The organism is Nannocystis sp. RBIL2 (assembly GCF_026626745.1).
Taxonomy (GTDB): domain Bacteria; phylum Myxococcota_A; class Polyangia; order Nannocystales; family Nannocystaceae; genus Nannocystis.
In genome coordinates, this window is record NZ_JAPNJW010000002.1 from 2,861,457 (window position 1) to 2,884,012 (window position 22,556).

At 70.0% G+C, this 22,556-nt stretch carries 17 protein-coding genes; 11 read left to right on the plus strand and 6 right to left on the minus strand.

The annotated features are described in order from the left end of the window. The first annotated feature begins 101 nt into the window (after nucleotides 1-101). The 6 genes from OV090_RS36545 (at nucleotide 102) to OV090_RS36570 (ending at nucleotide 7,532) form a co-directional block, all read left to right on the plus strand. The gene (locus OV090_RS36545; RefSeq protein WP_267709348.1) at nucleotides 102-749 is read left to right on the plus strand and encodes a sigma-70 family RNA polymerase sigma factor; all 648 of its coding nucleotides are present in this window, start codon (nucleotides 102-104) and stop codon (nucleotides 747-749) included. Beyond that, nucleotides 746-2,149 (plus strand): hypothetical protein, encoded by a 1,404-nt coding sequence (locus OV090_RS36550; RefSeq protein WP_267709349.1) that lies wholly within the window; start codon nucleotides 746-748, stop codon nucleotides 2,147-2,149. The genes OV090_RS36545 and OV090_RS36550 overlap by 4 nt, the downstream gene beginning before the upstream one ends. Beyond that, nucleotides 2,146-2,961: a hypothetical protein gene (locus OV090_RS36555; protein ID WP_267709350.1), complete on the plus strand. Its 816-nt coding sequence runs from the start codon at nucleotides 2,146-2,148 to the stop codon at nucleotides 2,959-2,961. Before OV090_RS36550 ends, OV090_RS36555 begins: the two co-directional genes overlap by 4 nt. A gap of 79 nt (nucleotides 2,962-3,040) precedes the next feature. After that, the gene (locus OV090_RS36560) at nucleotides 3,041-4,357 is read left to right on the plus strand and encodes a hypothetical protein (protein WP_267709351.1); all 1,317 of its coding nucleotides are present in this window, start codon (nucleotides 3,041-3,043) and stop codon (nucleotides 4,355-4,357) included. 33 nt (nucleotides 4,358-4,390) lie between these two features. Next, nucleotides 4,391-5,587, plus strand: coding sequence for a hypothetical protein (locus OV090_RS36565; RefSeq protein WP_267709352.1), 1,197 nt, complete (start codon nucleotides 4,391-4,393; stop codon nucleotides 5,585-5,587). Nucleotides 5,588-5,807: 220 nt separating this feature from the next. Next, a complete protein-coding gene (locus OV090_RS36570) occupies nucleotides 5,808-7,532 on the plus strand; it encodes an N-acetylmuramoyl-L-alanine amidase (protein ID WP_267709353.1) in 1,725 nt (574 codons plus the stop codon). A 55-nt stretch (nucleotides 7,533-7,587) separates the two neighbouring features. On the opposite strand, the gene OV090_RS36575 is transcribed toward OV090_RS36570, so the two are convergent. Next, nucleotides 7,588-8,490, minus strand: a complete 903-nt coding sequence (locus OV090_RS36575) for a hypothetical protein (RefSeq protein WP_267709354.1) — start codon at nucleotides 8,488-8,490, stop codon at nucleotides 7,588-7,590. Nucleotides 8,491-8,819: 329 nt separating this feature from the next. On the opposite strand from OV090_RS36575, the gene OV090_RS36580 reads away from it, so the two are divergent. Then, nucleotides 8,820-9,473, plus strand: coding sequence for a 2-hydroxychromene-2-carboxylate isomerase (locus tag OV090_RS36580; RefSeq protein WP_267709355.1), 654 nt, complete (start codon nucleotides 8,820-8,822; stop codon nucleotides 9,471-9,473). Between the two features lies 1 nt (nucleotide 9,474). Here the strand turns inward: OV090_RS36580 and OV090_RS36585 are convergent, their stop codons facing one another. Continuing rightward, the gene (locus OV090_RS36585) at nucleotides 9,475-12,705 is read right to left on the minus strand and encodes an efflux RND transporter permease subunit (RefSeq protein ID WP_267709356.1); all 3,231 of its coding nucleotides are present in this window, start codon (nucleotides 12,703-12,705) and stop codon (nucleotides 9,475-9,477) included. Nucleotides 12,706-12,738: 33 nt separating this feature from the next. After that, nucleotides 12,739-13,992, minus strand: a complete 1,254-nt coding sequence (locus OV090_RS36590) for an HlyD family efflux transporter periplasmic adaptor subunit (protein WP_267709357.1) — start codon at nucleotides 13,990-13,992, stop codon at nucleotides 12,739-12,741. Between the two features lie 246 nt (nucleotides 13,993-14,238). Between OV090_RS36590 and OV090_RS36595 the strand changes: the two genes are divergently transcribed. Next, complete coding sequence (locus OV090_RS36595; RefSeq protein WP_267709358.1) at nucleotides 14,239-15,960, plus strand: serine/threonine-protein kinase; 1,722 nt, start codon at nucleotides 14,239-14,241, stop codon at nucleotides 15,958-15,960. 8 nt (nucleotides 15,961-15,968) lie between these two features. Beyond that, entirely contained in the window at nucleotides 15,969-18,002 is a 2,034-nt protein-coding gene (locus OV090_RS36600; RefSeq protein WP_267709359.1) for a carotenoid oxygenase family protein, read from the plus strand. Between the two features lie 469 nt (nucleotides 18,003-18,471). On the opposite strand, the gene OV090_RS36605 is transcribed toward OV090_RS36600, so the two are convergent. Further along, on the minus strand, nucleotides 18,472-18,648 hold the full coding sequence (locus OV090_RS36605) for a hypothetical protein (RefSeq protein WP_267709360.1): 177 nt from the start codon (nucleotides 18,646-18,648) through the stop codon (nucleotides 18,472-18,474). Here OV090_RS36605 and OV090_RS36610 point away from each other — a divergent pair. Both OV090_RS36610 and OV090_RS36615 read left to right on the plus strand, forming a co-directional pair. Continuing rightward, nucleotides 18,629-19,315, plus strand: coding sequence for a hypothetical protein (locus tag OV090_RS36610; RefSeq protein WP_267709361.1), 687 nt, complete (start codon nucleotides 18,629-18,631; stop codon nucleotides 19,313-19,315). The genes OV090_RS36605 and OV090_RS36610 overlap by 20 nt on opposite strands. Nucleotides 19,316-19,859: 544 nt before the next feature. Further along, nucleotides 19,860-20,960 carry a hypothetical protein gene (locus tag OV090_RS36615; protein WP_267709362.1) on the plus strand — a complete coding sequence of 367 codons (1,101 nt, stop codon included), beginning with the start codon at nucleotides 19,860-19,862 and terminating at the stop codon, nucleotides 20,958-20,960. Between the two features lie 4 nt (nucleotides 20,961-20,964). Here the strand turns inward: OV090_RS36615 and OV090_RS36620 are convergent, their stop codons facing one another. Both OV090_RS36620 and OV090_RS36625 read right to left on the minus strand, forming a co-directional pair. Next, nucleotides 20,965-21,321: a hypothetical protein gene (locus tag OV090_RS36620; RefSeq protein WP_267709363.1), complete on the minus strand. Its 357-nt coding sequence runs from the start codon at nucleotides 21,319-21,321 to the stop codon at nucleotides 20,965-20,967. Between the two features lie 43 nt (nucleotides 21,322-21,364). Continuing rightward, nucleotides 21,365-22,545 (minus strand): IS3 family transposase gene (locus OV090_RS36625; RefSeq protein WP_267704949.1). Its coding sequence is split into 2 segments (ribosomal slippage): nucleotides 21,365-22,290 and nucleotides 22,290-22,545, totalling 1,182 coding nucleotides; the frame shifts between segments, so codons are not numbered across the junction. Between the last annotated feature and the right edge of the window lie 11 nt (nucleotides 22,546-22,556).

Here is a 22,556-nt window from a genome sequence, read left to right on the forward strand (position 1 = left end):
TTCGCTACCGCGCTCCCACGCGCGTCCGCGCGCCCCTCGGTTTTCTGCACCTCGCGTGTAATGCCCCCGCGGCTCGCGGTAAGACGCCATGAAGCCCTCGCATGAGCGTCCCGAGCCCACGCGCTGCCCGTCTGGCGGCCAGTCACCTCCGCGCGGTCGAGCCCGCCGCGGGTGATTTCGCCGCCCCGACGCCCGCGCTCGTCACGCGCGCCTGCGAGGGCGACGTCGGCGCCTGGGCCCACCTCTACCAGCTCTGTTATCCGGCCGTCTTTCGCCAGCTCCGCTACTACACCGGCGACACCTGCGTCGCCGAGGAGCTCGCGCAGGAGGCCTTCGCCCAGGCCATGGCCAGCCGCGAGCGCTTCGACCCCGCGCGCTCCTTCCAGGGCTGGCTGCACGGCGTCGCCCTCAACGTCGTGCGCAAGTACTGGCGACGGCAACGCAACACCTCCGCCGCGCACGCCCGGCTCGAGGCCATGGGCCGCAGCTGTCCGCCTGCCGGCGTCGGCCCCGACGACGCCCACCTCCAGCGCGAGCGCAGCCGCGTCCTCTACGCCGTCCTCGCCGAGCTGCCCGAGCGGCTGCGCGAGGCCTTCCTCGTGCGCGAGCTGCAGGGCCTCCCGAGCGAAGAGGCCGCCGCGCTCCTCGGCATCACCACCGGCAACCTCCACGTCCGGGTCTGCCGCGCGCGCGCCCAGATCCACGCCGAGCTGCGCCGTCTGGGCTGGCTCCCCGGAGGTGAGCCGTGACCGACGAGCGCCGCCTCGATCCCTTCCTCGACGCCGCCGTCGCCGAGGCCGAGCGCGCCACCACGCGCCCGCCGCCCAGCTTCGCCGCAGTCCTCGCCCGCGCCCACCGCCTCGCCCCCGGCACCGTACCCCCGCCGGCCGTCGCCCCCGCGCTCACCGCCTTGCCCTCCGGACATGCCCCATCCGCCATGCCCGATCGGCCAGGTTCATCAGCCATCGCCGCCACGCCGCCCCCGACCGCGCGCACGGCCCTGCCCTCCGGACATGCCCCATCCGCCATGTCCGATCGGCCAGGCATCGCCTCCGCACCCTCCGGCCAGGCCCCCATCGCCGCGCTCGATCGACCTGCCGGGGCTCCCCCGCGCTCGGCCGCGTCTTCCGGGCATACCCCCCCCGGCGGCCCCGCTCGGCCCGCATCCGGCCCCGCGCGCACCGCCGCCTCCGGCCGTGGCTCCTTCGACATGTCCGATCGGCCAGACACCGATCGACACGCCGCCGACCTCGCGCCCTTCCTCGTCGCCGCGCGCGCCCTCGCCGACGTCGACGTGGCCGTGCAGCTGCGCCGTCCGCCTCCGCCGCTCCCGCGCCCTCGCTCGCGCATGCCTCTCATCGTGTTCGCCGCCGCCGCCGCGCTGCTGCTCGTCGCCGGCGCCGGAGCCTGGCGCCGCCTCGCCGATCCCGCCCAAGGCGCGCTCACCGGCGCCCAGGCCGACGACACCCTGAATGACCGTCCGCAGCAGCACCAGCCCCGATCCCGCGGATCTCTGCCATATGTCCATGTGGACATGTCCTCGAGGACCTTGTCTGAAGGCCACATCGAGCAATCGTCGGCTGGCGACCTCGCGGCTCGCCCCTCCGCCGGCGCCGACTCGAGCCCGGCCGAGGCAGCACCCGCGCGACCCGCCGTCAGCGGTCGCTCCCCTGAGCAATCCTTCCCCGCTCCCGAGTCGCCCGTCCCTGCTTCACCTGTTCCTTCGACCAGCAAGCACTCCTCCGCTTCGCCTGTCCCATCGACTCGCAAGCCTCCCGGCGACTCGCTGGCGGAAGAGCTCGCGCGCCTCGACGACGAGGCCGAGGCCTTGCTGCTGGCCGGCGCGCTCGACGAGGCCGACGCGCGCTACCGCCAGATGATCGCCATCGGGGGCCGGCGAGCCGCGGTCGAGCACGCCTTCGCCGACCGCTGGCTGCTCGCCCGGCGCCGCGGCGACGACGCCAATCACCGCGAACTCCTGCAGACCTATCTCAAAAAATTTCCGCGCGGTCGGTTCGCCGACGAGGCCAGCGCTGGCGTCTGTCGGCTCGCCGACGCCGACGCGCGCCCCGACTGCTGGCGGGCCTACAGCGAGCGTTTCCCGGGCGGCGCTTACCGGCGCGAGGCCGACGAGGCCACTGTCCCATGAACCTCCCCTGTCCTCGCCTCTTGCCGTGGCTCCCGCTGCTCTTCGCCTGCGGCATCGACACCTACGTGCTCGAGCTCGAGAGCGCCGGCGGCGATCCGCTCACCACCTCGTCTGCCACCACCGTCGATCCGCAGACCACGGGCGAGCCGACCACCACCTCCGACCTCCCGCTCACCACCACTGGCACGGAAGACAGCACCACCTCCGCCAGCACCGACGACAGCACCACCTGCGCCATTCCCGGCTGCGGCCCCGGACCGGACGGCGCCTGCGATCCGGACGACCCGCTCGACCCCGACTGCGACGACGATCTGTGCAACTTCGGCGATCCGCTCGACCTCGACTGTGACGACGGCTGGTGCCCCGCCGACAACCCCATGGATCCCGACTGTCACGACGGCGATTGCAACCCGCAGAACATGGGCGACGGCGACTGCGACGACGACATCTGCGACATCGTCGACCTCGACGACCTCGACTGCGACGACGGCATCTGCAACCTCATGCTGGACCCCACCGACCTCGACTGCATGGACGGGGTGTGCGACGGCATGGGCGACCCCGATTGCAACGACAACGTCTGCAACCCGATGGATCCCAGCGACCCGGACTGCCAGTGCAACTCCGACGCCGACTGCGCGATGGGCCAGCTGTGCGTGAACGGCGTCTGCGCCAGCGACGGCATGTGCGATCCCAACACCCCCGGCGATCCCGACTGCATGGACGGCGTCTGCGATCCCATGAACCCGCTCGATCCCGATTGCACCGACGGCGAATGCGACCCGATGAACCCCTCCGACCCCGACTGTTGAGAGTTCCCCTTTCTTAGAAATTCGTCTGCGGACCCTGTGAGGCGTCCGCCTCTCGAAAAAAGAAACTTGGAGAAGTCCCATGCGTACCTTCTTGCGCCTTCCATCGTCCGTTTTCTCGCTCACCCTGCTCGTCGGCCTCGCCTGCCAATTCGACATCAAGGGCGGCGACACTGCCGGCCTCGACGAGGACACCGGCGGCGACCAGCCCGTCTGCGATCCCAATCAGGCCATGGACCCCGATTGTTGGGACGGCGAGTGCGACCCGAACAACGCCGACAACGACCCCGACTGCTGGGCCCCGCCCGGCGACGGCGTCTGCTCCATGGAGCCTGGCGATCCGGACTGCCAGCCCCCCTGCCCCGATGACAGCCCCGATTGCCCTGACAACGTCTGCGACCCGATGAACCCCGGCGACCCCGATTGTCCGAACGGCGGCGGCGACGGCTGGTGCGACGACAAGATCATGGGCGACCCCGACTGCAACGACGGTCAGTGCAACCCGATGAACCCCGAGGATCCGGACTGCCAGAGCTGCGACCCGAACCTCCCCGGGTGCAGCGACGGTGTCTGCAATCCCATGGACCCCGCGGATCCCGACTGCCAGAACCAGTGCAACGCCGACGCCGACTGCCCCGAAGGACAGGCTTGCATCAACGGCGCCTGCCAGTGCACCGATCCGATGGGTCCGAACTGCAACGGCAGCGGCGACGGCTGGTGCGACATCGACGTCATGGGCGACCTCGACTGCGGGGACGGCCTGTGCAACCCGATGAACCTCGAGGATCCGGACTGCCAGAACCAGTGCGACGACCCCTCCGATCCCGGCTGCCCCGACGGCATGTGCGACCCCAACGTCCCCGGCGATCCCGACTGCGGCAACTGCCCGCCCGGCGACCCCAATTGCCCCGACAACTGGTGCGATCCGATGAATCCGATGGATCCGGACTGCTTCTGGACCTGCTACACCGACGCCGACTGCCTCATGGGGCAGGTGTGCACGGACGGCTTCTGCTCCTGCACCGACCCCTACGACCCGCTCTGCAACGGCTGCCAGCCTGGCGATCCCGACTGCCCCGACGGCGCGTGCGATCCGATGAACCCGGCCGATCCGGACTGCAACCAGTGCGATCCGAACGTCGACCCGATGTGCCTCGACGGCTTCTGCAACCCCATGCTCCCGTTCGACCCCGACTGCGGCTTCGTCTGCACCAGCGACGCCGACTGCGGCCCCGGCAGCCTGTGCGAAAACGGAGTGTGCGTGTGCGACGGCGACTCCTGCCCCGACAACGTCTGCGATCCCAACGCCCCGCAGGACCCGGACTGCGGGCCCGCGCCGTGCAACACCGACGCCGACTGCGCCCCCGCCCAGGCGTGCATCATGGGCCTGTGCCTGTGACCGCGCCGCGCTGCTAACATCCGCCGCCCTCGCATGACGCAGGCGGCGCTCCTCCTCGCGGCGCTCCTCGCCGCTCCCGCTCCTCCGGCGGCCACCTCGGCGCCGCCGGCCGCGGCTGCGCGCGCCCCCACGCTCGTCGTGCGCGCGCGCGGCCTCGACGAGCGGGCCCTCGCCGACGCCTTGCGACCGCGCTCCGGCGGCGCCGACGTCGTCTTGCTGCGCGACGTCGCCAGCGTCGACCCCGATCATACCTTCGTCGACGTCGAGCTCCAGGCCGGCGAGCTGGCCGTCACGGTCATCCTCCGCGACGGCCGCGTGTTCGTCCGTCGCGGCCCCCGCGGCGGTCCGCGGGACGCCGCCCGCCTGTGCGCCTCGATGTTGGCCGCCATCGCCGACGACGCCCTCGCCCCGCTGCCCGAGCGGGCCGCCAGCCCGGCTCTTGCCGCAGCGCCTTCGGGACAGGTCGCCGAGGACATGTCCCCGGAGACTGCCGAGCCGACCGCCGACCCGTCCGTCCCGCCGCCCGCCGACGATCCCGTCGTCCCGCAGCCCGCCCCGATCCCGATCGCTCCTGTCCCGAAGGACATGTCATCCCCCCCAGCGACCGACGACCTCGTCGAGCCGCCGCCCGGCGCTCCGCCATCACCTGTCCTCGAAGACAGGCGCCCGATCCTCAGCCTCGCGCTCGCCGGCGGCCCGCTGTTCGGCTTACGGCCCGACCCCGGCGTGCGGGGGGGCGGCGGCGAGGTCCGCGTCGATCTCCGCGGTTCGCGGGTCTGGCTGGCCACCGCCGGGGTGCGCGCGGCTGGCCACACGGCTGCCGGCATGGGTCCGGAAAATCGTGAAGAGCGCTTCGGGCTCGCGCGCGTGCGCCTCAGCCTCGGGGCGGGTGCGTGGCTGACTCGCGGCCGGTTCGAGCTGCGCGCGACCGCGAACCTCTCGGTCGAGCCGTGGTTCGTGACTCGCGCAGGTCGTCGCGTCGAGTTCGGTGCATCGACCGATCCGGCGCCGCTCCTCGGCGGGCACATCCGTATCGCCCCGACCTACGCCGTCACGCGTCGCCTCGACCTGGGTGCGTTCGCCGAGGTGGCTGCCAGCGCGACCCCGACCGGCAACGCCGTACGCGTCCGCTTCGGCGAACCGCGAATCTTCACTTTGGGCGGCGTCGAGGTGAGCCTCGGCGTGGAGCTGCGCGTGCGAGCGTGGCCGAAACCGACAAAACAGCGCTAGCCGGCCCGCGCTTGCGAACGTCCTGCGGGCATCTGCATTCGTGATCCATCCGCGAAGTCCGGCGACGGTGAAAGTCGACGAAGGCCGGTGAAGGAAGTGTGACGTGGACTACGGCCCCCGCGCATTGCGGGGTCGTCAGGGCTTCGCCACCCTCTTGTTCTTGCGGAGACATTGGCCTATAGCGGCGATGATGCTGCGGACCGTCTGTACACGCACCCTCATGATACTTCCCCTGCTCGCGGTCGCCTGTGAAGGCGACGACGGCGGGCGCTTCGGGGACGAGACCGGCAATCAGGGCATCGACGTGCCCGATCCCGTCGACCCGCCGGAGGCCGACCCGGGCGAGTACCTCGAGGGCATCGACGGTGAATTCATCCGCGCGTCCGAAGAGTTCGGCGTCCCGGTCTCGCTCCTCAAGGCCGTCGGCTTCGTCGAGTCGCGCTGGGAGATGGTCGAGGGCCAGGTCGAGTTCGAGGGCCGCGACGCCGCCTTCGGCACCATGGCGCTGCGCGGCGTCAACCTCGAGCGCGCGGCCAAGCTGCTCGGCGTCGAGGTCGAGGACATCAAGGCCGACCGCGAGACCAACATCCGCGCCGCAGCAGCTGTCCTTCGGGACATGGCCGACGCCGAGGGCATCGACCGCGACGACCTCGGCGCGTGGGCCCCGTCGATCGCCGCCATGGCCGACATCGGTGACAAGGCCGCCTCGATCGCCTACATCCACTACGACGTCTACGGCGTCATCAAGAACGGCCTCGTCGTCACCGACAACGACGGCAACGTGATCTCGGAGATCCAGCCCGAGCCGACCGTCGAGCCCAACTACGACGGCACGGGCGGCCCGGTGCTCGCCACCAACCCCGACTACCCGGGCGCGATCTTCCGCGCCTCGCCGTCCTCGAACTACGGCAGCCGCGCCGCCAACAGCACCGGCAAGGTGCGGATGGTCATCATCCACTCGTGCGAGGGCGCCTACTCGGGCTGCTGGGGCTGGCTGGTCAACTCGCAGTCCAAGGTCAGCGCCCACTACGTGGTCAAGGAGGACGGCTCGGAGATCTCCCAGCTCGTCAAGGAGGACAAGCGGGCCTTCCACATCGCCGCGGCCTACAAGAAGAGCCTCAACGGCGGCCAGGAGCCGCAGCTCGAGGGCGTCAGCAGCAACCACTTCACCGTCGGCATCGAGCACGCCGGCTTCGCCAAGCAGGCCAACTGGAACGCCAACCTGATCGAGCAGTCGGCCAAGCTGGTCTGCAACATCACCAAGCGCCAGGGCGTCCCGATCGACAAGTACCACATCGTCGCGCACGGCCAGCTGCAGCCCAACAACCGCATCGACCCCGGCCCGAACTGGCCGTGGGCGACCTACTTCAACAAGATCACCGCCGCGTGCGGCGGCCAGCCCGCGGACCCGCCCCCGGTGGAGCCGGATCCGAACGACCCGGTGCCCGACCCGATGCCGGATCCCGAGCCCGATCCCGAGCCGGACCCGATGGATCCGCCGCCGCAGGGCACCGACCCGGCCGAGATCATCATCGACAGCGCCAACGGCAACAACAACGCCGCGCTCGCCAAGTTCAACGCCTCGGCCAACTGGGCCGCCACCGCCTCCACGCCCGGCTTCTACGGCAGCAACTACCTGTTCGCCTCGGTCTCGCCGATCAGCGACGCCGCCGAGTTCTCGTTCTTCCTCAACAAGGCCGGCAGCAAGAAGGTCGAGATCTGGTACACGGCCGGGGCCAACCGCGCCCCGGACGCTCCGGTCGTCGCCTTCGACGCTCAGGGCAAGAACCTCGGCACCGTGAAGGTCAACCAGCAGGCGGGCGGCAAGCAGTGGGTCGCCGTCGGCACCTTCAACTTCACCGCCGGCTGGAACAAGGTCGCGGTGTCGCGCTGGACCACCGGTAACTTCGTCGTCATCGCCGACGCCATCCGGATCAGCAACTGATCCGGGCGGCGCTCGCCGTCAGAGGCCCGCCTGCGCCGCGCGCAGGCGGGTCTTCTCATGTGTCGTAGTCGTAGTTGACCGAGTACTCGACGCACGCGTCGGCCAGCGCCTGGTCGACGCGGATGAACAGTCGCGCGTTGTTGGGGTTGAGGAGCCCGCAGCCGAAGTTGAAGTTGAGGTTCATGACGCCCTCGCCGCAGCAGCCCGGGTGGCCGCCGCTCGGCGAGTCGGTCTCGGTGGTGCCGTTCGGGCAGTTGAAGTCGGCGGTGCCCTGGTCGCAGTCGGTGAACACGCACAGGCGCACGTCGTCGCTGGCGGTCAGCGTGTGGCGCGTGTTCGGGCCGACGATGCAGAGCCCGTTCCACACCCCGTGGTACGAGAACCAGTCGATGTCGTCTTCGCCGTCGAGCACGCCCTCGACCGTCTCCGCCATCGCCCCGCAGCCCTGATCGCCGAGGTCGATCGCGTTGGCCTCGCTGCCGTTCGGCTCCGGCCCCGGATCGTCGCACGTCGCCCCCTCGGTGGTCGTGTCCTCGCCGGTCTCCGTGCTGCTCGTGCTCGTCCCCTCCGTCGCCGTCCCCTCCGTCGTCGTCCCCTCCGTCGTCGTCGTCGTCGTCACCCCGTCCGTGCTCGTCGAGGTCGGCTCCAGCGTCCCGTCGCTGTTGGAGTTCGAGCCGCCGCCCTCGCACTCGCACTGCCCGTAGCTCTTGCCGTCGGCGTTGCACTCCTGCGAGCCCATGTTGCCGTTCGGGCACGTACACCCGGCGCTCGACCCCGGCACGCACAGGTTGTCGCTCTGGGTCGTGGTCGGCGTCGCCGTCGTCGACGTGTCGGTGTCGGTGCCGGTGCCGGTCTCGGTGCCGGTTTCGCTGGCCCCGTCGGTGACGCTCGGCAAGGGGTCGGCGTTGCACGCCGCGGCCGTCAGCGCAGAGAGAAGGACGAAGGGAGAGATCCGCATGCTCTCTCGATTATCACAGCGGCACCGCGCCCACGAGCGCGTTCGTGCGAGCCCCCGGCCCACACGTCATTCGTGGGCCTCAGGGCCGCCTCGGTGCGACGAGTTCGGCCGCCCGAATAGCTGTACTCGACTTCGTAGTCGACGCAGCCGCACGGCGCGGCCGCGAAGAAAACGAAGGAGACACACTCGCCTCTTCGCCGACTGCCACCCCGCGCGCAGCGCCTGAAGGCCCGCGGGCCCGCGCAGCCGCGTTCGCGGCCTCGCCGGAGCGTCCGCATTCGCTGCGCGCGGGGGCTCCCCACCGCATTCGCAATTGCTAACCTCGCTGCATGGCCGACACGATCGAGTTCTTCTTCGACGTCATCTCGCCCTACGTGTACCTCGCCGACGCCATGCTGCCCGGGCTGCGCGCGCGTCATCCGGACGTCGTGATCGTCCATCGACCGGTCCTGTTCGCCGGCCTGCTCAAGCATTGGGGCCAGCTCGGTCCGGCCGAGATCCCGAGCAAGCGCGTGTTCATGTTCAAGGACATCCTGCGCCGCGCCGCCGAGCAGGGCGTGCCGCTCCGCGGGCCCGCCTCGCACCCGTTCAATCCACTCACCGCGCAGCGGGCCATCCTCGCCGCCGCGCCGGAGCAGCGGGCCGCGGCCACCACCGCGATCGCCCGCGCCGGCTGGGGCGAGGGCGCGGAGCTCGGAGATCCGGCAGTCCTCGTCGCCGCCTTGGGCCGCGCCGGCCTGCCTGGCGCCGCCCTCGTCGCTCGCGCCGGCGATCCGGACATCAAGGCCGGCCTCGTCGCCGCGACCGAGCAGGCGATCGCGCTCGGCGTATTCGGCGTGCCGAGCTTCCTCGTCCGCGGCGAGCTCGTGTGGGGCCAGGACCGCCTGCGCGACGTCGAGGCGGTCCTCGCAGGCCGCGACCCGGTCACGCCCGAGGCGGCGGCGCAGCTGCTGACCCGCCCCGCCTCGGCGAACCGCCGCTGATTCACACGTCGAGCGGGTAGTTCTCGAGCGACTCGGGCCCGCGCGGCGGCGGCGGCTTCTTGCCCTTCACCAGGTCCCACCACGCGCCGATGCCCGCGCGCAGGTCCTCGACCGCGAGGTACAGCGCGGGCACCAGGACCAGAGTGATCCCGGTCGCGAACATCACGCCGAAGCCGAGGCTGATGGCCATCGGGATGAGGAAGCGGGCCTGCACCGACGGCTCGAGGATCATCGGCATGAGGCCGAAGAAGGTCGTCACCGACGTCAGCAAGATCGGCCGGAACCGGCGCACGCCGGCGGAGATGACCGCTTCGAAGTGGCTGAGGTTGCGGGTGCGGCGGAACTCGTTGGTCGCGTCGATGAGCACCAGCGAGTCGTTCACGACCACGCCGGACAGCGCCACCATGCCCATCATGCTCATCATGCTCAGCTCGTAGCCGAGCAGGACGTGGCCGCCGATCGCCCCGACCAGGCCGAACGGGATCGCCGCCATGACGATGAGCGGCTGCACGTAGCTGCGGAACGGGATCGCCAGCAGGGCGTAGATCGCCAGCAGGGCCATCAGCGCGCCGGTCTTCAGGCTGCCGAACGACTCGGCCTGCTCGCGGTTCTCGCCGCCCATCTGCCACGACAGCCCGGGGTACTTCTGCGGCAGCTGGTCGAGCAGCTCGCTCTTCAGCTTGCCGTTGACCATGCCCGGCGTGGCCTCGCCCTCGCGCAGCTCGGCGGTGACGTGGACGATGCGCTTGCCGTCGGCGCGCTCGATCGACGGCCAGCTGCGGCCGCGCTCGATCACGGCCGCCTCGTGGAGCGGCACCTCGCCGCCCTGCGGCGTGCGGATCAGCAGCTCCTCGATGTCGTGCTCGCTGCGCCGCTCGTCGAGCGGCAGGCGGGCGATCACCCGCACCTCGTCGCGGCCGTCCTGCTGACGCAGCGCCTCGGCGCCGAAGAACGCCCCGCGGACCTGGCGGGCGATGTCCGTCGACGTGAGCCCGAGAGTGCGCGCCTCGGCGGTCAGCGTCAGGTCGAGCTGCGGCTTGCCGAGCGCGACCCCGTTCTCGACGTCGTGCACGCCCGCGTAGCCGCGCAGCACCGTCGTGACCTCTTCGGCGGCCCGCTCGAGCACGTCCTCGTCGGCGTGGCTGAGCTCGATGTCGACCGGCTTGCCGGCGCTCGGGCCCATGTTGGCGCTGAAGTTGATCGTCTTGGCCTCGGGCACCGGCCCGACGCGCCTCCGCCACTCGGCCGCGAAGTCACCCGTCTTGAAGTCGCGCAGGTCGCTGGGCACGAAGAACACGCGCACGTTGGCGACGTGCCCGCCCGACGCGCCGCTCGAGCCGCCGGGGCCCATCACCGGCCCGCGCGAGCCGACCTGGGCGAACACCCCGCGCAGCACCGGGTCGCCGCCGTACTCCTTCACCACCTCCTGGGCGGTGCGGACCAGCCGCTCCTGCACGCGGCGGGTCTGCTCGACCGACGAGCCGTAGGGCAGCTCGACCGCCGCGGTGACGACGTCGCCCTCGATGCCAGGCAGGAAGCGGAACCCGATCAGGCCCGACGCGACGTAGGTCAGCGTCAGCACCAGCGTGGCGAAGCCGAGCGTCAACGTGAAGTAGCGGAACCGCAGCGCGGCGCGGGCGAGCGGCGCGTAGACCTTCTCGATGAAGCGGTCGAGGGCGACCACGAAGCGCTGCTGAAACTTGAAGATCGCGCCGTAGATGCCGCCCTCGGGCTTGGTGAGGTGGCCGAGGTGGGCCGGCAAGATGAACAGCGACTCGACCAGCGAGAAGATCAGGACCGTGATCACGATGATCGGGATCACGTTCATGAACTTGCCCATGAACCCGGGCAGGAAGAAAAGCGGCGTGAACGCGGCGACCGTGGTGAGCACCGAGAACACCACCGGGATGCCGACCTCGCGCGTGCCGCCGATCGCCGCCTCGATGTACGTCTCGCCGCGCTGGGCCCGCTCGAAGATGTTCTCGCCGATGACGATCGCGTCGTCGACCACCATGCCGAGCACGACGATGAACGCGAACAGCGAGATCATGTTCACCGACACCCCGAGCAGCGGCATCAGGAACAGCGCGCCGAGGAACGACGTCGGGATGCCCCACGCGACCCACAGCGCCACGCGGATCTCGAGGAACAGGCTGAGGCACAGGATCACCAGGATGAGCCCGCTCTGCGCGTTGCGCATCAGCAGGTCCATGCGCTGGGCGTAGATCTCGGACATGTCCTGCCACTGGGCGATCTTCACGCCCTCGGGCAGCTGCGCCGTGAACTTGCCGGTCAGCTCGCGCACCGCCTCCGCGACCTCGAGCGGCTTCTGCGAGCCGATCCGGTACACGCGGATCATCACCGCCGACATGCCGGCGAAGCTGGCCGACTCGTCGGTCTCGGCGAACGTCTCGCGCACGCGGGCGATGTCGCCGAGGCGGACCTCGGTGCCGGCGGTGCCGGTGACCACCGGGATCTCGGAGAAGCCGCGCTCGTCCTCGCGGCGCTCGTCGGTGCGGACCAGGACCTCGCCGGTGGCCGTCTTGACCCCGCCGCCGGGCAGCTGCAGCGACGTCTGGCTGACCTTCTGGGCGATCTGCTCGAGCGTCAGGTTGTGCACCCGCAGCTGCTCGCGCGGGACTTCGATCGAGATCTCTTTCTTCGGCGCGCCGGCGAGGTCGGCCTGGGTGATCCGCGGATCGGAGAGATACGCGTCGCGGGCCTGCTCGGCGATCCGGCGCAGCACCCGCAGGTCCTGCTCGCCGTAGACCACCATCGAGATCACCTCGGAGCGGTTCGTGACCAGGCTGACGACCGGGCGCTCGGCGTCCTTCGGCAGCGACGTGATGCGGTCGACCGCGCTCTTCACGTCGGCCAGCACCTTCTCGTCGTCGGCGTCGATCGTCAGCTCGGCGTTGATGCGGGCCGAGCCCTCCGACGCGACCGCGACCACGCGCTTGACCCCGTCGATGCCGCGGACCGCCTCTTCGACCGCGAGGACGATGCCCTGCTCGACCTCGGCCGGGCTCGCGCCGGGGTACGGCACGCTGATCGAGACCATGTCGAGCTCGGTCTCGGGGAACACCTCCTGCTTGACGCGGCCGGCCATCAAGAGGCCGCCGACCAGCAGGAGGATCATCAGAAGGTTGGCGGCGACCGGGTTCTTCGCCATCCACGCGATCGGACCGGTGCCTGCGACCATGCCGGACGAACCTGACGAATTCGAGTCCATGGCGCTCCTCGCTGCGTCCGCAGTGTCTCGGGTCTAGAGCTTCTTCGCGGGGGGTTGGTTCGCCGCGATCAGCTCCGGCGAGTCGCCCTCGATCGTCACTTGCATGCCCTCGGTCGGGGTCGCCAGCGGCGTGGTCACGACCGCCTCGCCGGCCGCGAGGCCGCGCGCCAGCACCGTGGTCGCCGAGCGCCACACCACCTCGATCGCGCGCAGCGTCAGCTTGCCGTCGACCACCAGCCACACCTTGTCGTCGTCGACCAGCGCCACCCGCGGGACCTCGGTGGTGTCGGCCAGCGGCTGGCCGGCGAGCTCGACCCGCACCGAGCTGCCGAGCAGCAGCGGCAGCCGCGGCGCCGGCACGGCCGCGGCCGGAGCGTCGCTGACCTTTGGGACCTGTCCGTAGAGACCTGTCCCGAGGGGATCGGGCACCGCCACCAGCAGCCGGGCCATGCGGCCGCGGGCGTCGACCTGGCCGAGCAGGCGCTCGACGTAGCCCTCGCGCTCGATGATCACGCCGGCGCCGGCGTCGTGGATGACCCTGGCCGGCGAGCCGCGCAGGCCCGTGCTGTTGACGCCGGGGATCTCCAGGTGCACGAGCTGGGACACCGGCACCGCGATCTCGACCCAGTAGCGATCGATCGCCACCAGAGTGGCGAGCTGGGTCTGCGTCGTGACCACCTGTCCGAGCTCGACGGTCGCGTCGGTCACCATCGCGTCGAACGGCGCGCGGACCATCGTCCGCCCGAGGTCACGCCTGGCCCGGCCGAACTGCTCGCGGGCGGCTTCGACGTTGGCCTGGGCGCTGCGCACGTGGACGTCTCGCAGCGCGAACTCGCGCGCGTGATCGGCCAGCGCGTCGGAGCGGCCCTGCCACTCGTATTCGGCGACCGACTTGCGCCCGCGCTCGTCGGCGAGGGCGACCGAGGCCTGCTCGAGCGCGGCCCGCTGCGACGCGACCTGGGCCGACACGTCGCGGGCGTCGATGCGGATCAGCGGGTCGCCGCGGTGGAGCAGGCCGCCCGGCGCGAGGCCGTCGCTGCGCTCGACGACGCGGCCGTTGACCTCGGAGGTGACGCGCAACTGGTGGACCGGCTTGACCTCGCCGAGGCCGCGGACGGTCACCGGATGGGCCCCGGGCTGCGCCCGTCGCACGACCACCGGCACCGAGCGGCGCTCGCTGGCCACCGCCTTGACCTCGGGCTTCATGCCGCGGATGACGCCCATCATCACGAACGCGACGACGATGACGATGACGATCAGGACACCTTGAGCCAGCGCTCGCTTCATCGTCGGGGGGGCTCCCTTTGCCCGTGGGGCATAGCGCGGGCGCCTCTGGAAGTACATCGTTTCCTAAAAGCCGGTGACGTCGGAAACCTCCGGTCCCGGCGGCGAAACCGGCGCCGTGTCCGGCGGACGCCTTCGCGTGGGCACCGGGGGTTTTCTCTTGCGACCGCGGGACGATCTCGCGCCGCCCGGCGCCGCGCTGCGGTAGTCTCGGCGAGCACGCCGAGGCGTCGGGCTCGGGCGACGGACATGACGCGAGACCACGGCGACAACAAGCGCGGCCCCCTCGCCTCCGGGACAAAGTCCGAGCCCGGCGACTGGCGCGACAGCTACGCGGCCGCGTTCCCCGGCAGCTCGGCCGAGGAAGTCACGGTCGACACGCTGGCCAACATGTCGGCGCTGCCGGACTCGTCGCACGGCCCCGACACCGACGCCGAGGACGAGCTGTCGGAGCCGACGCGGCGGCCCGGCTACCTCGGCGAGTCGGCGCGGATCGGCAAGTACGCCGTCCTGCGCCAGCTCGGCGAGGGCGGCATGGGCGTCGTCTACTCGGCCTACGACGAGGAGCTCGACCGTCGCGTCGCCCTCAAGCTCATCCGCCCCGGCCGCGACAACAGCCCGGCCAACCAGGCCCGCATGCAACGAGAGGCGCGGGCGATGGCCCGCCTCTCCCACCCCAACGTCGTTCAGGTCTACGAGGTCGGCCGCTGGGAGCAGCAGGTCTACCTCGCCATGGAGTTCGTGCAGGGCCGCACGCTCGGCAGCTGGCTCAAGGCCCAGCCGCGCACCTGGCAGCAGGTCCTCGACGTGATGGTGCAGGCAGGCCGTGGTCTGTCGGCCGCACACCAGGCCGACATCGTCCACGGCGACTTCAAGCCCGACAACATCCTCATCGACGAGCACGAGCACGCGCGGGTCATGGACTTCGGCCTCGCGCGCGCGGCCCCGCGGTCGGAGCCGGGCCTCAGCGCGTCGGGCCTGCGACGCGACGCCGCAGCGGCAGATCCCGGGGCGAGCGGCCGCGCCAGCCTGACCGGCGGCGCCGTCGGGGCCGTCGGCGGCGAGCCGGAGCACCGCCACACCTCCGAGCCGGACGAAGGCGTGCCGCTGCCCGACCCGAACCGCACCCACGGCGGGCGGGTCGCCGGTACGCCCGCGTACATGGCGGCCGAGCAGCACGCCGGCCGCCAGCCCGACGACCGCACCGATCAATTCAGCTACGCGGTCACCCTCTACACCGCGCTCTACGGCCACCACCCGTTCGCCGGCGGCAGCCTGCTCGAGCTGGTGATCAACGTCAGCGACGGCAAGATCCGCCCGCCGCCCGCCGACTCGCCGGTGCCCGCGGGCGTCCACGCCGCCATCGTCCGCGCCCTCGACCGCGACCCCGAGTACCGCTTCGCCAGCATGGCCGAGCTGCTCGACGCGCTGAACCGCGGCTCCGGCCGCGCCCGCGACCCCGAGTTCGACCTCTCGGTCGCTCGCCCGCAGCGCGTCATGCTGTCGATGATCATCCCCGCCAGCATCCTGGCGATCACGGTCGTCCTGATCATGTACAGCCCCGAGGGCAGCCTCCTGCCCTCCGCGGCCAGCAACGCGATCGCCGGCGCCGTCATCAACGTGGTCCTGTTCGGCCTCATCTTCGCGTTCCGCGGCTCCTTCTTCAAGAACACGATCAACCGGCGCGTCATGGCCTGGCTGGTCGTCTCCTCGCTGGCGATGCTGGTCCACCGGACGGCCGCGGTCGTGCTCGCCACGCCGGTGGCGACCACCATGGTCAACGACCTCCTGATGCTCGGCGCCATCGCCACCATGGCGGGGATCGCCATCGAGCGCTGGATCTGGTACGCCGCGGGGGTCATGCTCGCCGGCGCCCTGCTGTGCGCCGCCTTCCCGGCGGTCTCCTCGCTGATCCTGGTCGGCTCGCTGGTGGCGGTGTTCCTCCTCGCCTTCCGCTTCTGGAGCCGCTAGTCCGCGCCATGTCCATCAGCGCCCAAACCTTCACCGAGCAGGTCGAGCGGGGCCTCCTGCACGCCTACCACGGCGACGTCGTCGACCACGCCGCGCGCTACGCCGTGCGCACCGGACATTACCCTTCGGACCTGTCCGGAAGGACATTCACCACCGTCTTCCCGTACCAGGCGATCCACGAGCACCACGAGCTCAACGTCAACCCGCACATGCTCACCGCCAGCGGGCGGCTCCTGATCCTCGACCTCGAGCCCCACCGCGACGGCGGCAACGTGTTCATCCGCGCCGCCACCCGCTTCATCGAGAACCAGAGCTGGCACCTGCGCAAGCTGGCCCCCGAGGCGTTCGTCCGCACCGACTTCGCCGAGTTCTCGTGGTTCGGCACCTCGAACCTCACCAACACCTCGCCGATCCCGACCTTCCCGGTCGGCGCGCTCGACGGCAAGGCCGGGCGCCGCCTGCTGCTGTCGTACGACGCCGGCCGCCCGGTCGAGGTCTCGCCGAAGACGCTCGAGCACATCACCCCGGTCGGCCGCCCCGGCGACTACCACACCGCCGTCGGCAGCTCGTTCAGCCCGATGATCATGACCACCGGGCACCCGGTCTACGACCCCGACTTCGAACCGGGCAAGCCGCGCCTCCTCTACACCAACATCGTCCCGCGCGTCGCCGACTTCGTCCACGTCAACAAGCCGATCCGCGCCGACCTGTACATCACCACCTGGGACGGCGGCCCCGCCCCGCCGACCCCGCCGCTGCGCGTCACCGTCGACGGCCAGGGCGTGATCCTCGGCCACGCCAGCGTCCACCAGATCTGCCTCACCCGCAATTACCTGGTGGTCTTCAACGCCAACCTGGTGCTCAACACGTCGTCGCTGGTCGAACCACTCACGCCGCTGCTGTGGAAGTGGCTGGTCGAGAGCCGCACGATCGAGGTGCCCCGCAACCTGCGGGTGCTGTACCGCTGGCTGCGGATCCGCCTGCGCGAGGCCACGCCCGACCACGTCTGCCCGGTCTACTTCATCCACAAGGACGACATCCGCCGCGCCCTCAAGTCCGGCGCGCGCGAGCTGCCCGCGAAGCGCGTCGACCTGATGTGGGAGCTGACGCATGCGCTGACCGACTACGACGACGACGACGACGTCGTCACGATCTTCGCCCAGCACAACGTCGGCGCCGACCCGGCCGATCAGATGGAGGCCGGCGACCGACTGATCGGCGGCGGCATCGTCCCCGACAGCCTGCTCGGGATGTTCTCGTCGGCGACCGACCTCAACCAGGTCCGCCGCCACGTGGTCGACCTGCGCCGCGGCACGGTCGAGACCCGCGCGTTCCCCCACCCCGACGACCGCGAACACTTCCCGCTCGGCCTCAACATCCTGCCGCCGCTGCAGATCTCGCCGTACCTCTCGGAGCACGACACGTCGGCGACGCCGAACCTGCTCCGCACGTGCCGACGCCTCGACGCGACCTACTGGGTAGCCGGCGGCTGGCTGCCGCAGACGATGAGCGCGCGAGTGTTCGCCAACTTCCGCCGCGGCCGCCCCGACGACAACTGGCCGCCCCGCCGCCTGATCCCGGTGCCGGAGTTCATCGAGCGGATCTCCGACCCGCAAAACACGGTCCGCTTCTACCGCCTCGACCACGAGATGCGCCTCGACAGCGCCTACGCGTTCGAGCCCGGGTGGTTCATGGCGGCGCCGATCTTCGTGCCGCGCCCGAACAGCCAGAGCACGCGCGACGGCTACATCGTGGCGCTGGTGTGGGGCCCCGACCACCCCGACATGGAGATCTGGATCTGGGACGCGGCCCAGCCGCTCGACAACGGTCCTATCTGCACGCTCGGGCCGGGGCCGCACGAGCAAGGCATCCGCCCCGGGTTCCCGCTCCACAGCGCTTGGGTGGACCGCGGCGGCATCGACGAATGGGAGCGGCCGCCCTACGAGGTGCCGACGATCGAGATGCCGACGTACCTCAAGCTGCTAGAGCTCGGGACGATCGGCGCAGGGGTGCTGCGCCGGCTGTGGCAGCAGGGGCGCTGACCTGGTCTTCGGGACAGGCTGCGTGAAATCGGCATGAGTGCGAGCTCTTGCTGGTGCTTCGCGAATTGCCGACTGCGCCTCGCGGGGGGTCCGGGGAAGGGCGGTCGGCGAATCCCGCCGCTCGAAGCGAGCGCGCTCCGCCGCCGCCGCGAACAGGGCCCGCGGTCTCTCCCACCGCGACCACGCGGCCATCGTCTCGGCGAGCGCCACGCGGCCGACGCCGATCCTCGCAAGGGTTCGCGTGCTGCTACTGGCCAACGTTCGGCCTCCCTGCGGACAGAAGTGGCGGTAGGGCGTCAGCTCGCTGGCGCTGGGCCGGGCAGCCGTCACTCAGGCGCGATGACGGCACTGGAGCGATGGCGCTGTGCTGGCGGCAGGGCTGTGCCAAGATGCCCGCCATGAAGTACAGGCGCACGATATCGAGCCTTTTCATCCTGGCGGTGGCTTGCGGAGACGACGGGTCGATGACTCAGACCTCGGCCACCACTGCACCGACGACGAACCCAGCGACCACGAATAACCCGCCGACCTCCGACACGGACGACGACACCAGCTCGAACGCGACTGCGACGGACGCGACCAGCTCGACGCCGACGACCGGCACGACACCCGTCGAGGGAGCGCCGATGTTCCTCAGCTTCGGCACGAACGTCGCCACGCTCACGCAGGACGAATCGGTGACGTTCAACGCAATCCTGACCGACCCCGACGGCGTCGCGGACATCGTCGGCGGGACCCTCCGCAGCGCCGACGAGTCGCTCGAGTTCGGGGTCTTCGTCGCCGCAGGACAGCCGGGCGCCTACTCGCTCTCGCTGTCGTGGGCGCAGATCCACCAGACGCAGCCAATCGAGTTCGACAGCGGCGAGAGCCCGCGGGGGTTTCGCGCAGTGTTCTTCGATCAGGGCGGGCTCAAGGCGACCGACGACCTCACGCTCGATCTGGTCTGCGCCGGTGGTGCGGCCTGTGACGGCAACTGCACCGACCTCGCGCTGGATGGCCTCAACTGCGGTACTTGTGGCCGCACGTGCGACGCTGGCGAGGACGGCTGTGAATCGGGAGCTTGTGTCCCGAATTGGAGCCGGTGCGTGAACTACAACGAAGGGTTGGAGACGTGCATGGTCATCTGTCAAGAAATTGGCGAAACTTGCGTGGAGGACGGCTGTCTTGGTGAGAACACTGCCGTATATTTTGATTCCCTCGACCAGTGTGAGGAGAACGGCGGGCCTGCGAATATCCCGGTTATGTGCAATGAGATGCACGAATGGGACATCAGCTCATATGCCGTCAAGTGCTGCTGTACCGATACGAAGTGAGTGCACCGCGCTGCTTAACGCCCGATCGCCCTCGGCCGTTGAGACAAACAGGACGCGCCGTGGGGCCATCGACTCGGCGAGACTGAGGCCGAGCCACGCGAGGGTCCGTGGGTTCTTGCTGGCCATCGTTCGGCCTCACTTCCAGGTAGGGCTCATGCCCTTCATGCCCTCGACCACGGCTTTGAGGCCGGGCCGGCGGTAGGTCGGTGATCTTGAGGCCCAGCTCGGCGAGATCCTCGTCCATGTGGCCCTTCACAGCCTGAAGCAGCTTGCCGCCCGGGTCCTTCTTCAGCTCGTTGGGCTCGCCCATCCGAGGCGGACACGGTAGTTGTCCTCGGGCGCCGGGTGCCGCTCGCGAACACGGTCGGGTAGGTAGGTCACGCTCCGTTGGTCGTCCGCCCGCGGGCACGAGCCCGCATCCCACCACCACGATGAAGGATGCGCCGACCGGAAAGCGGCTCCTGGCCTCCAAATCAGGGGCGTGGCCGCTCAGTCTGCGCGCTGTCGGCTGTTTCCAGCCCCAGACTGCGCTATTCTGCGCGTCGTGGGGCGCCCCGCCACCCTCGCCGCCGCCGTCGGCCTGGTCGCCACCGCCTGCAACGGCGGCAGCGGCCAGGAGACGGGCTTCAGCTCGAGCATCACCACGGCGCCGCCGGGGACCAGCTCGAGCGGCTCGGGCACATCGAGCTCGACGTCGACCTCCACCAGCGCGGGCGAGGACTCGGCGGCCGCCAGCTCGGCTGGCTCGACCAGCTCGACTAGCTCGGCGAGCTCGAGCGGCATCCCCGACGTCGGGATGATCCCGGACGGCGGCGACGGCCCCCCGCCGGGCTGCAAGGGCAAGGTCGACATCGTGTTCACGATCAGCTCCGCGAAGACGATGGAGGTCGTGCAAACGCGGCTGAAGGCGAGTTTTCCAGGCTTCGTCACCACGCTCGAGAGCGAGTTCGGGGACTTCGACTATCACATCCTGTCCGCGAACACGTCCGCGCTGTGGGGCCATCCTGTTCTCTGCGCCGACTGCAAGGACGTATGTCCCGAGGTGCCCGAATACCCCTGCGGAGTCACTCCCGAGCCGTGCGACACCGTCCAGGGCGCCGGCGTCACCTACCCGATCGGCAAGAACGCGAGCAACAAGCGCTGCGACCTCGCCAGCGGCCTCCGCTACATCACCCCCGGCCAGCCCGAGCTCGAAGAGGCTTTCACCTGCGTCGCGTCGATGGGGACGAACGGCGCTGACCAGGTCGCAGAAGCGACCGTCAAGGCCCTCGCGGACGGCATCAACGGCCCCGGCGGCTGCAACGAGGGCTTTCTTCGGGATGACGCGCTCCTCGTCGTCGTAGCCATTCAGGACACCTACGACCAGGAGAGTGAGGGCACGCCAGAAGATTGGCGAGACGCGCTTGTCGTCGCCAAAGGCGGCGATGCGGACGCGGTCGTGCTCCTCGTGATCTCGACCGACAAGGACGATCCCGCCGGACTGTGCGGCTACAAGCCGAGCAGCGAACACGCGCTCCGTACCTGGACCGAGCTCATGCAGCCGAACGCGAAGTTCGGCTCCGCGTGCGCGATGGACTACGTGTCGTTCTTCGATACGGCGGCAACGATGATCAAGTCGCAGTGCGACGTGTTCGTGCCTCAGTGAAGGGCTACGGATAGAGGCGCAGCGCGAACGCCCGCGGCTGCAACGCCTCGAACTCGCTGCCGGCGATGTACGTGTAGCCCCACGCGTCGATCGCCAGGCCCGCGGCCTCGTCGGGACCTTGACCGGGCCCGTTGCGGACCACCTCCCACGCGGTGGCGCCGACCGGCCCGGGGACAGCGAAGATCCAGGCGTTCGCGTCGGTCATCGGCTGCTGGAGTGCTCCCGCGATGACGATCTTGCCCTCGCGATCCTCGCCGACCGCGAAGCCGATCGCGTCGTTCGATGGTGTCGGCTCGACCCGCGCAGCACCCGCCTCGCCCGCGGCGGAAAACCATCGCGTCAGCACCTGACGGACGGACAAGGTGTCGCGCCCTGGGATTGCCCCGAAAAAGTGGACACTTTGCTTATGCCGCTCGAGTCTGCGCCTGCTCGGCGTAGAAGCTCTCCTCGTAGGCGATCGGGGTCGAGTAGCCGATCGACGAGTGGCGACGCTGGCGATTATAGAACACTTCGATCCACTCCGATATGGTCGTCCTCGCATTCTCGCGGGTGAGGAAGATCGTGCGGTGGACGAGCTCGGTCTTCAGCGTGCTGTTGAAGCTCTCGGCGACCGCGTTGTCCCAGCAGTTGCCCTTGCGGCTCATGCTGCACGTCATGCCTGCCTGGCGTAGGGCCTCGCGGTAGTCGTCTGCGGCGTACTGGGAGCCGCGATCGGAGTGGAAGACCAGCCCCTCGTCGGACGGCTCACGGTGTCCCAGAGCGGCCCTCAGCGCGCCGAGGACCAGCTCCGTGCGCATGTGGTCGGCCATCGACCAGCCGACCACGCGGCGCGAGAACAGGTCGATGATCACCGCGAGGTAGAGCCAGCCCTCGAGGGTCCACACGTACGTGATGTCGGCGACCCAGGCCTTGTCGGGCTTGCTGGCGGTGAAGTTGCGATCCAGGACGTTGTCGGCCACGGGGAGTCTGTGGTTCGAGTCGGTCGTCCTCGTGAATTTCGGCCTACGACGGCCCTGGATCCCCTCTTCGCGCATGATCCGGGCGACTCGCTTACGACTGACCTTGCGGCCACGTCCTCGTAGTTCGCTGCGGACTCGCGGGCTCCCGTAGGTCCGCCTGCTCGCGGCATGGATCTCCGCGACCTCCTGGGCGAGCGCCGCGTTCTCCTGCGCTCTCGCCGATGGTTCACGTGTCTTCCATGCATAGTAGCCGCTCCGCGAGACCTCGAGGCTCTCACACATCATACTGACCGGGAAACTGGCCTCCTCCGCCGCGATGACCTGGAAGACGGTCACGTCTCCCTGGCGAAGAAGGCCGCCGCTTTTTTTAAAAAATCGCGCTCCATCTCGACCCGCTTCAATTCCTTGCGCAACCGGACGAGCTCGGCCCGCTCATCCGTCGTCAGCGGTCCTCGCGGGGCCGGGCTCTGGTTGATCTCTTCCTGCCTTGTCCAGTTCCTCAGCGCGCTCACCGTCAGGCCCATCTCTTGGGCCACCTGCGTGACCGATTTGCCTGAATTCTTCACGATCTTGACCGCTTCCGCCTTCTGCTCCGGCGTGAATGCTCTTCGCTTCTTCTTGCTCATGCCCTTCAACC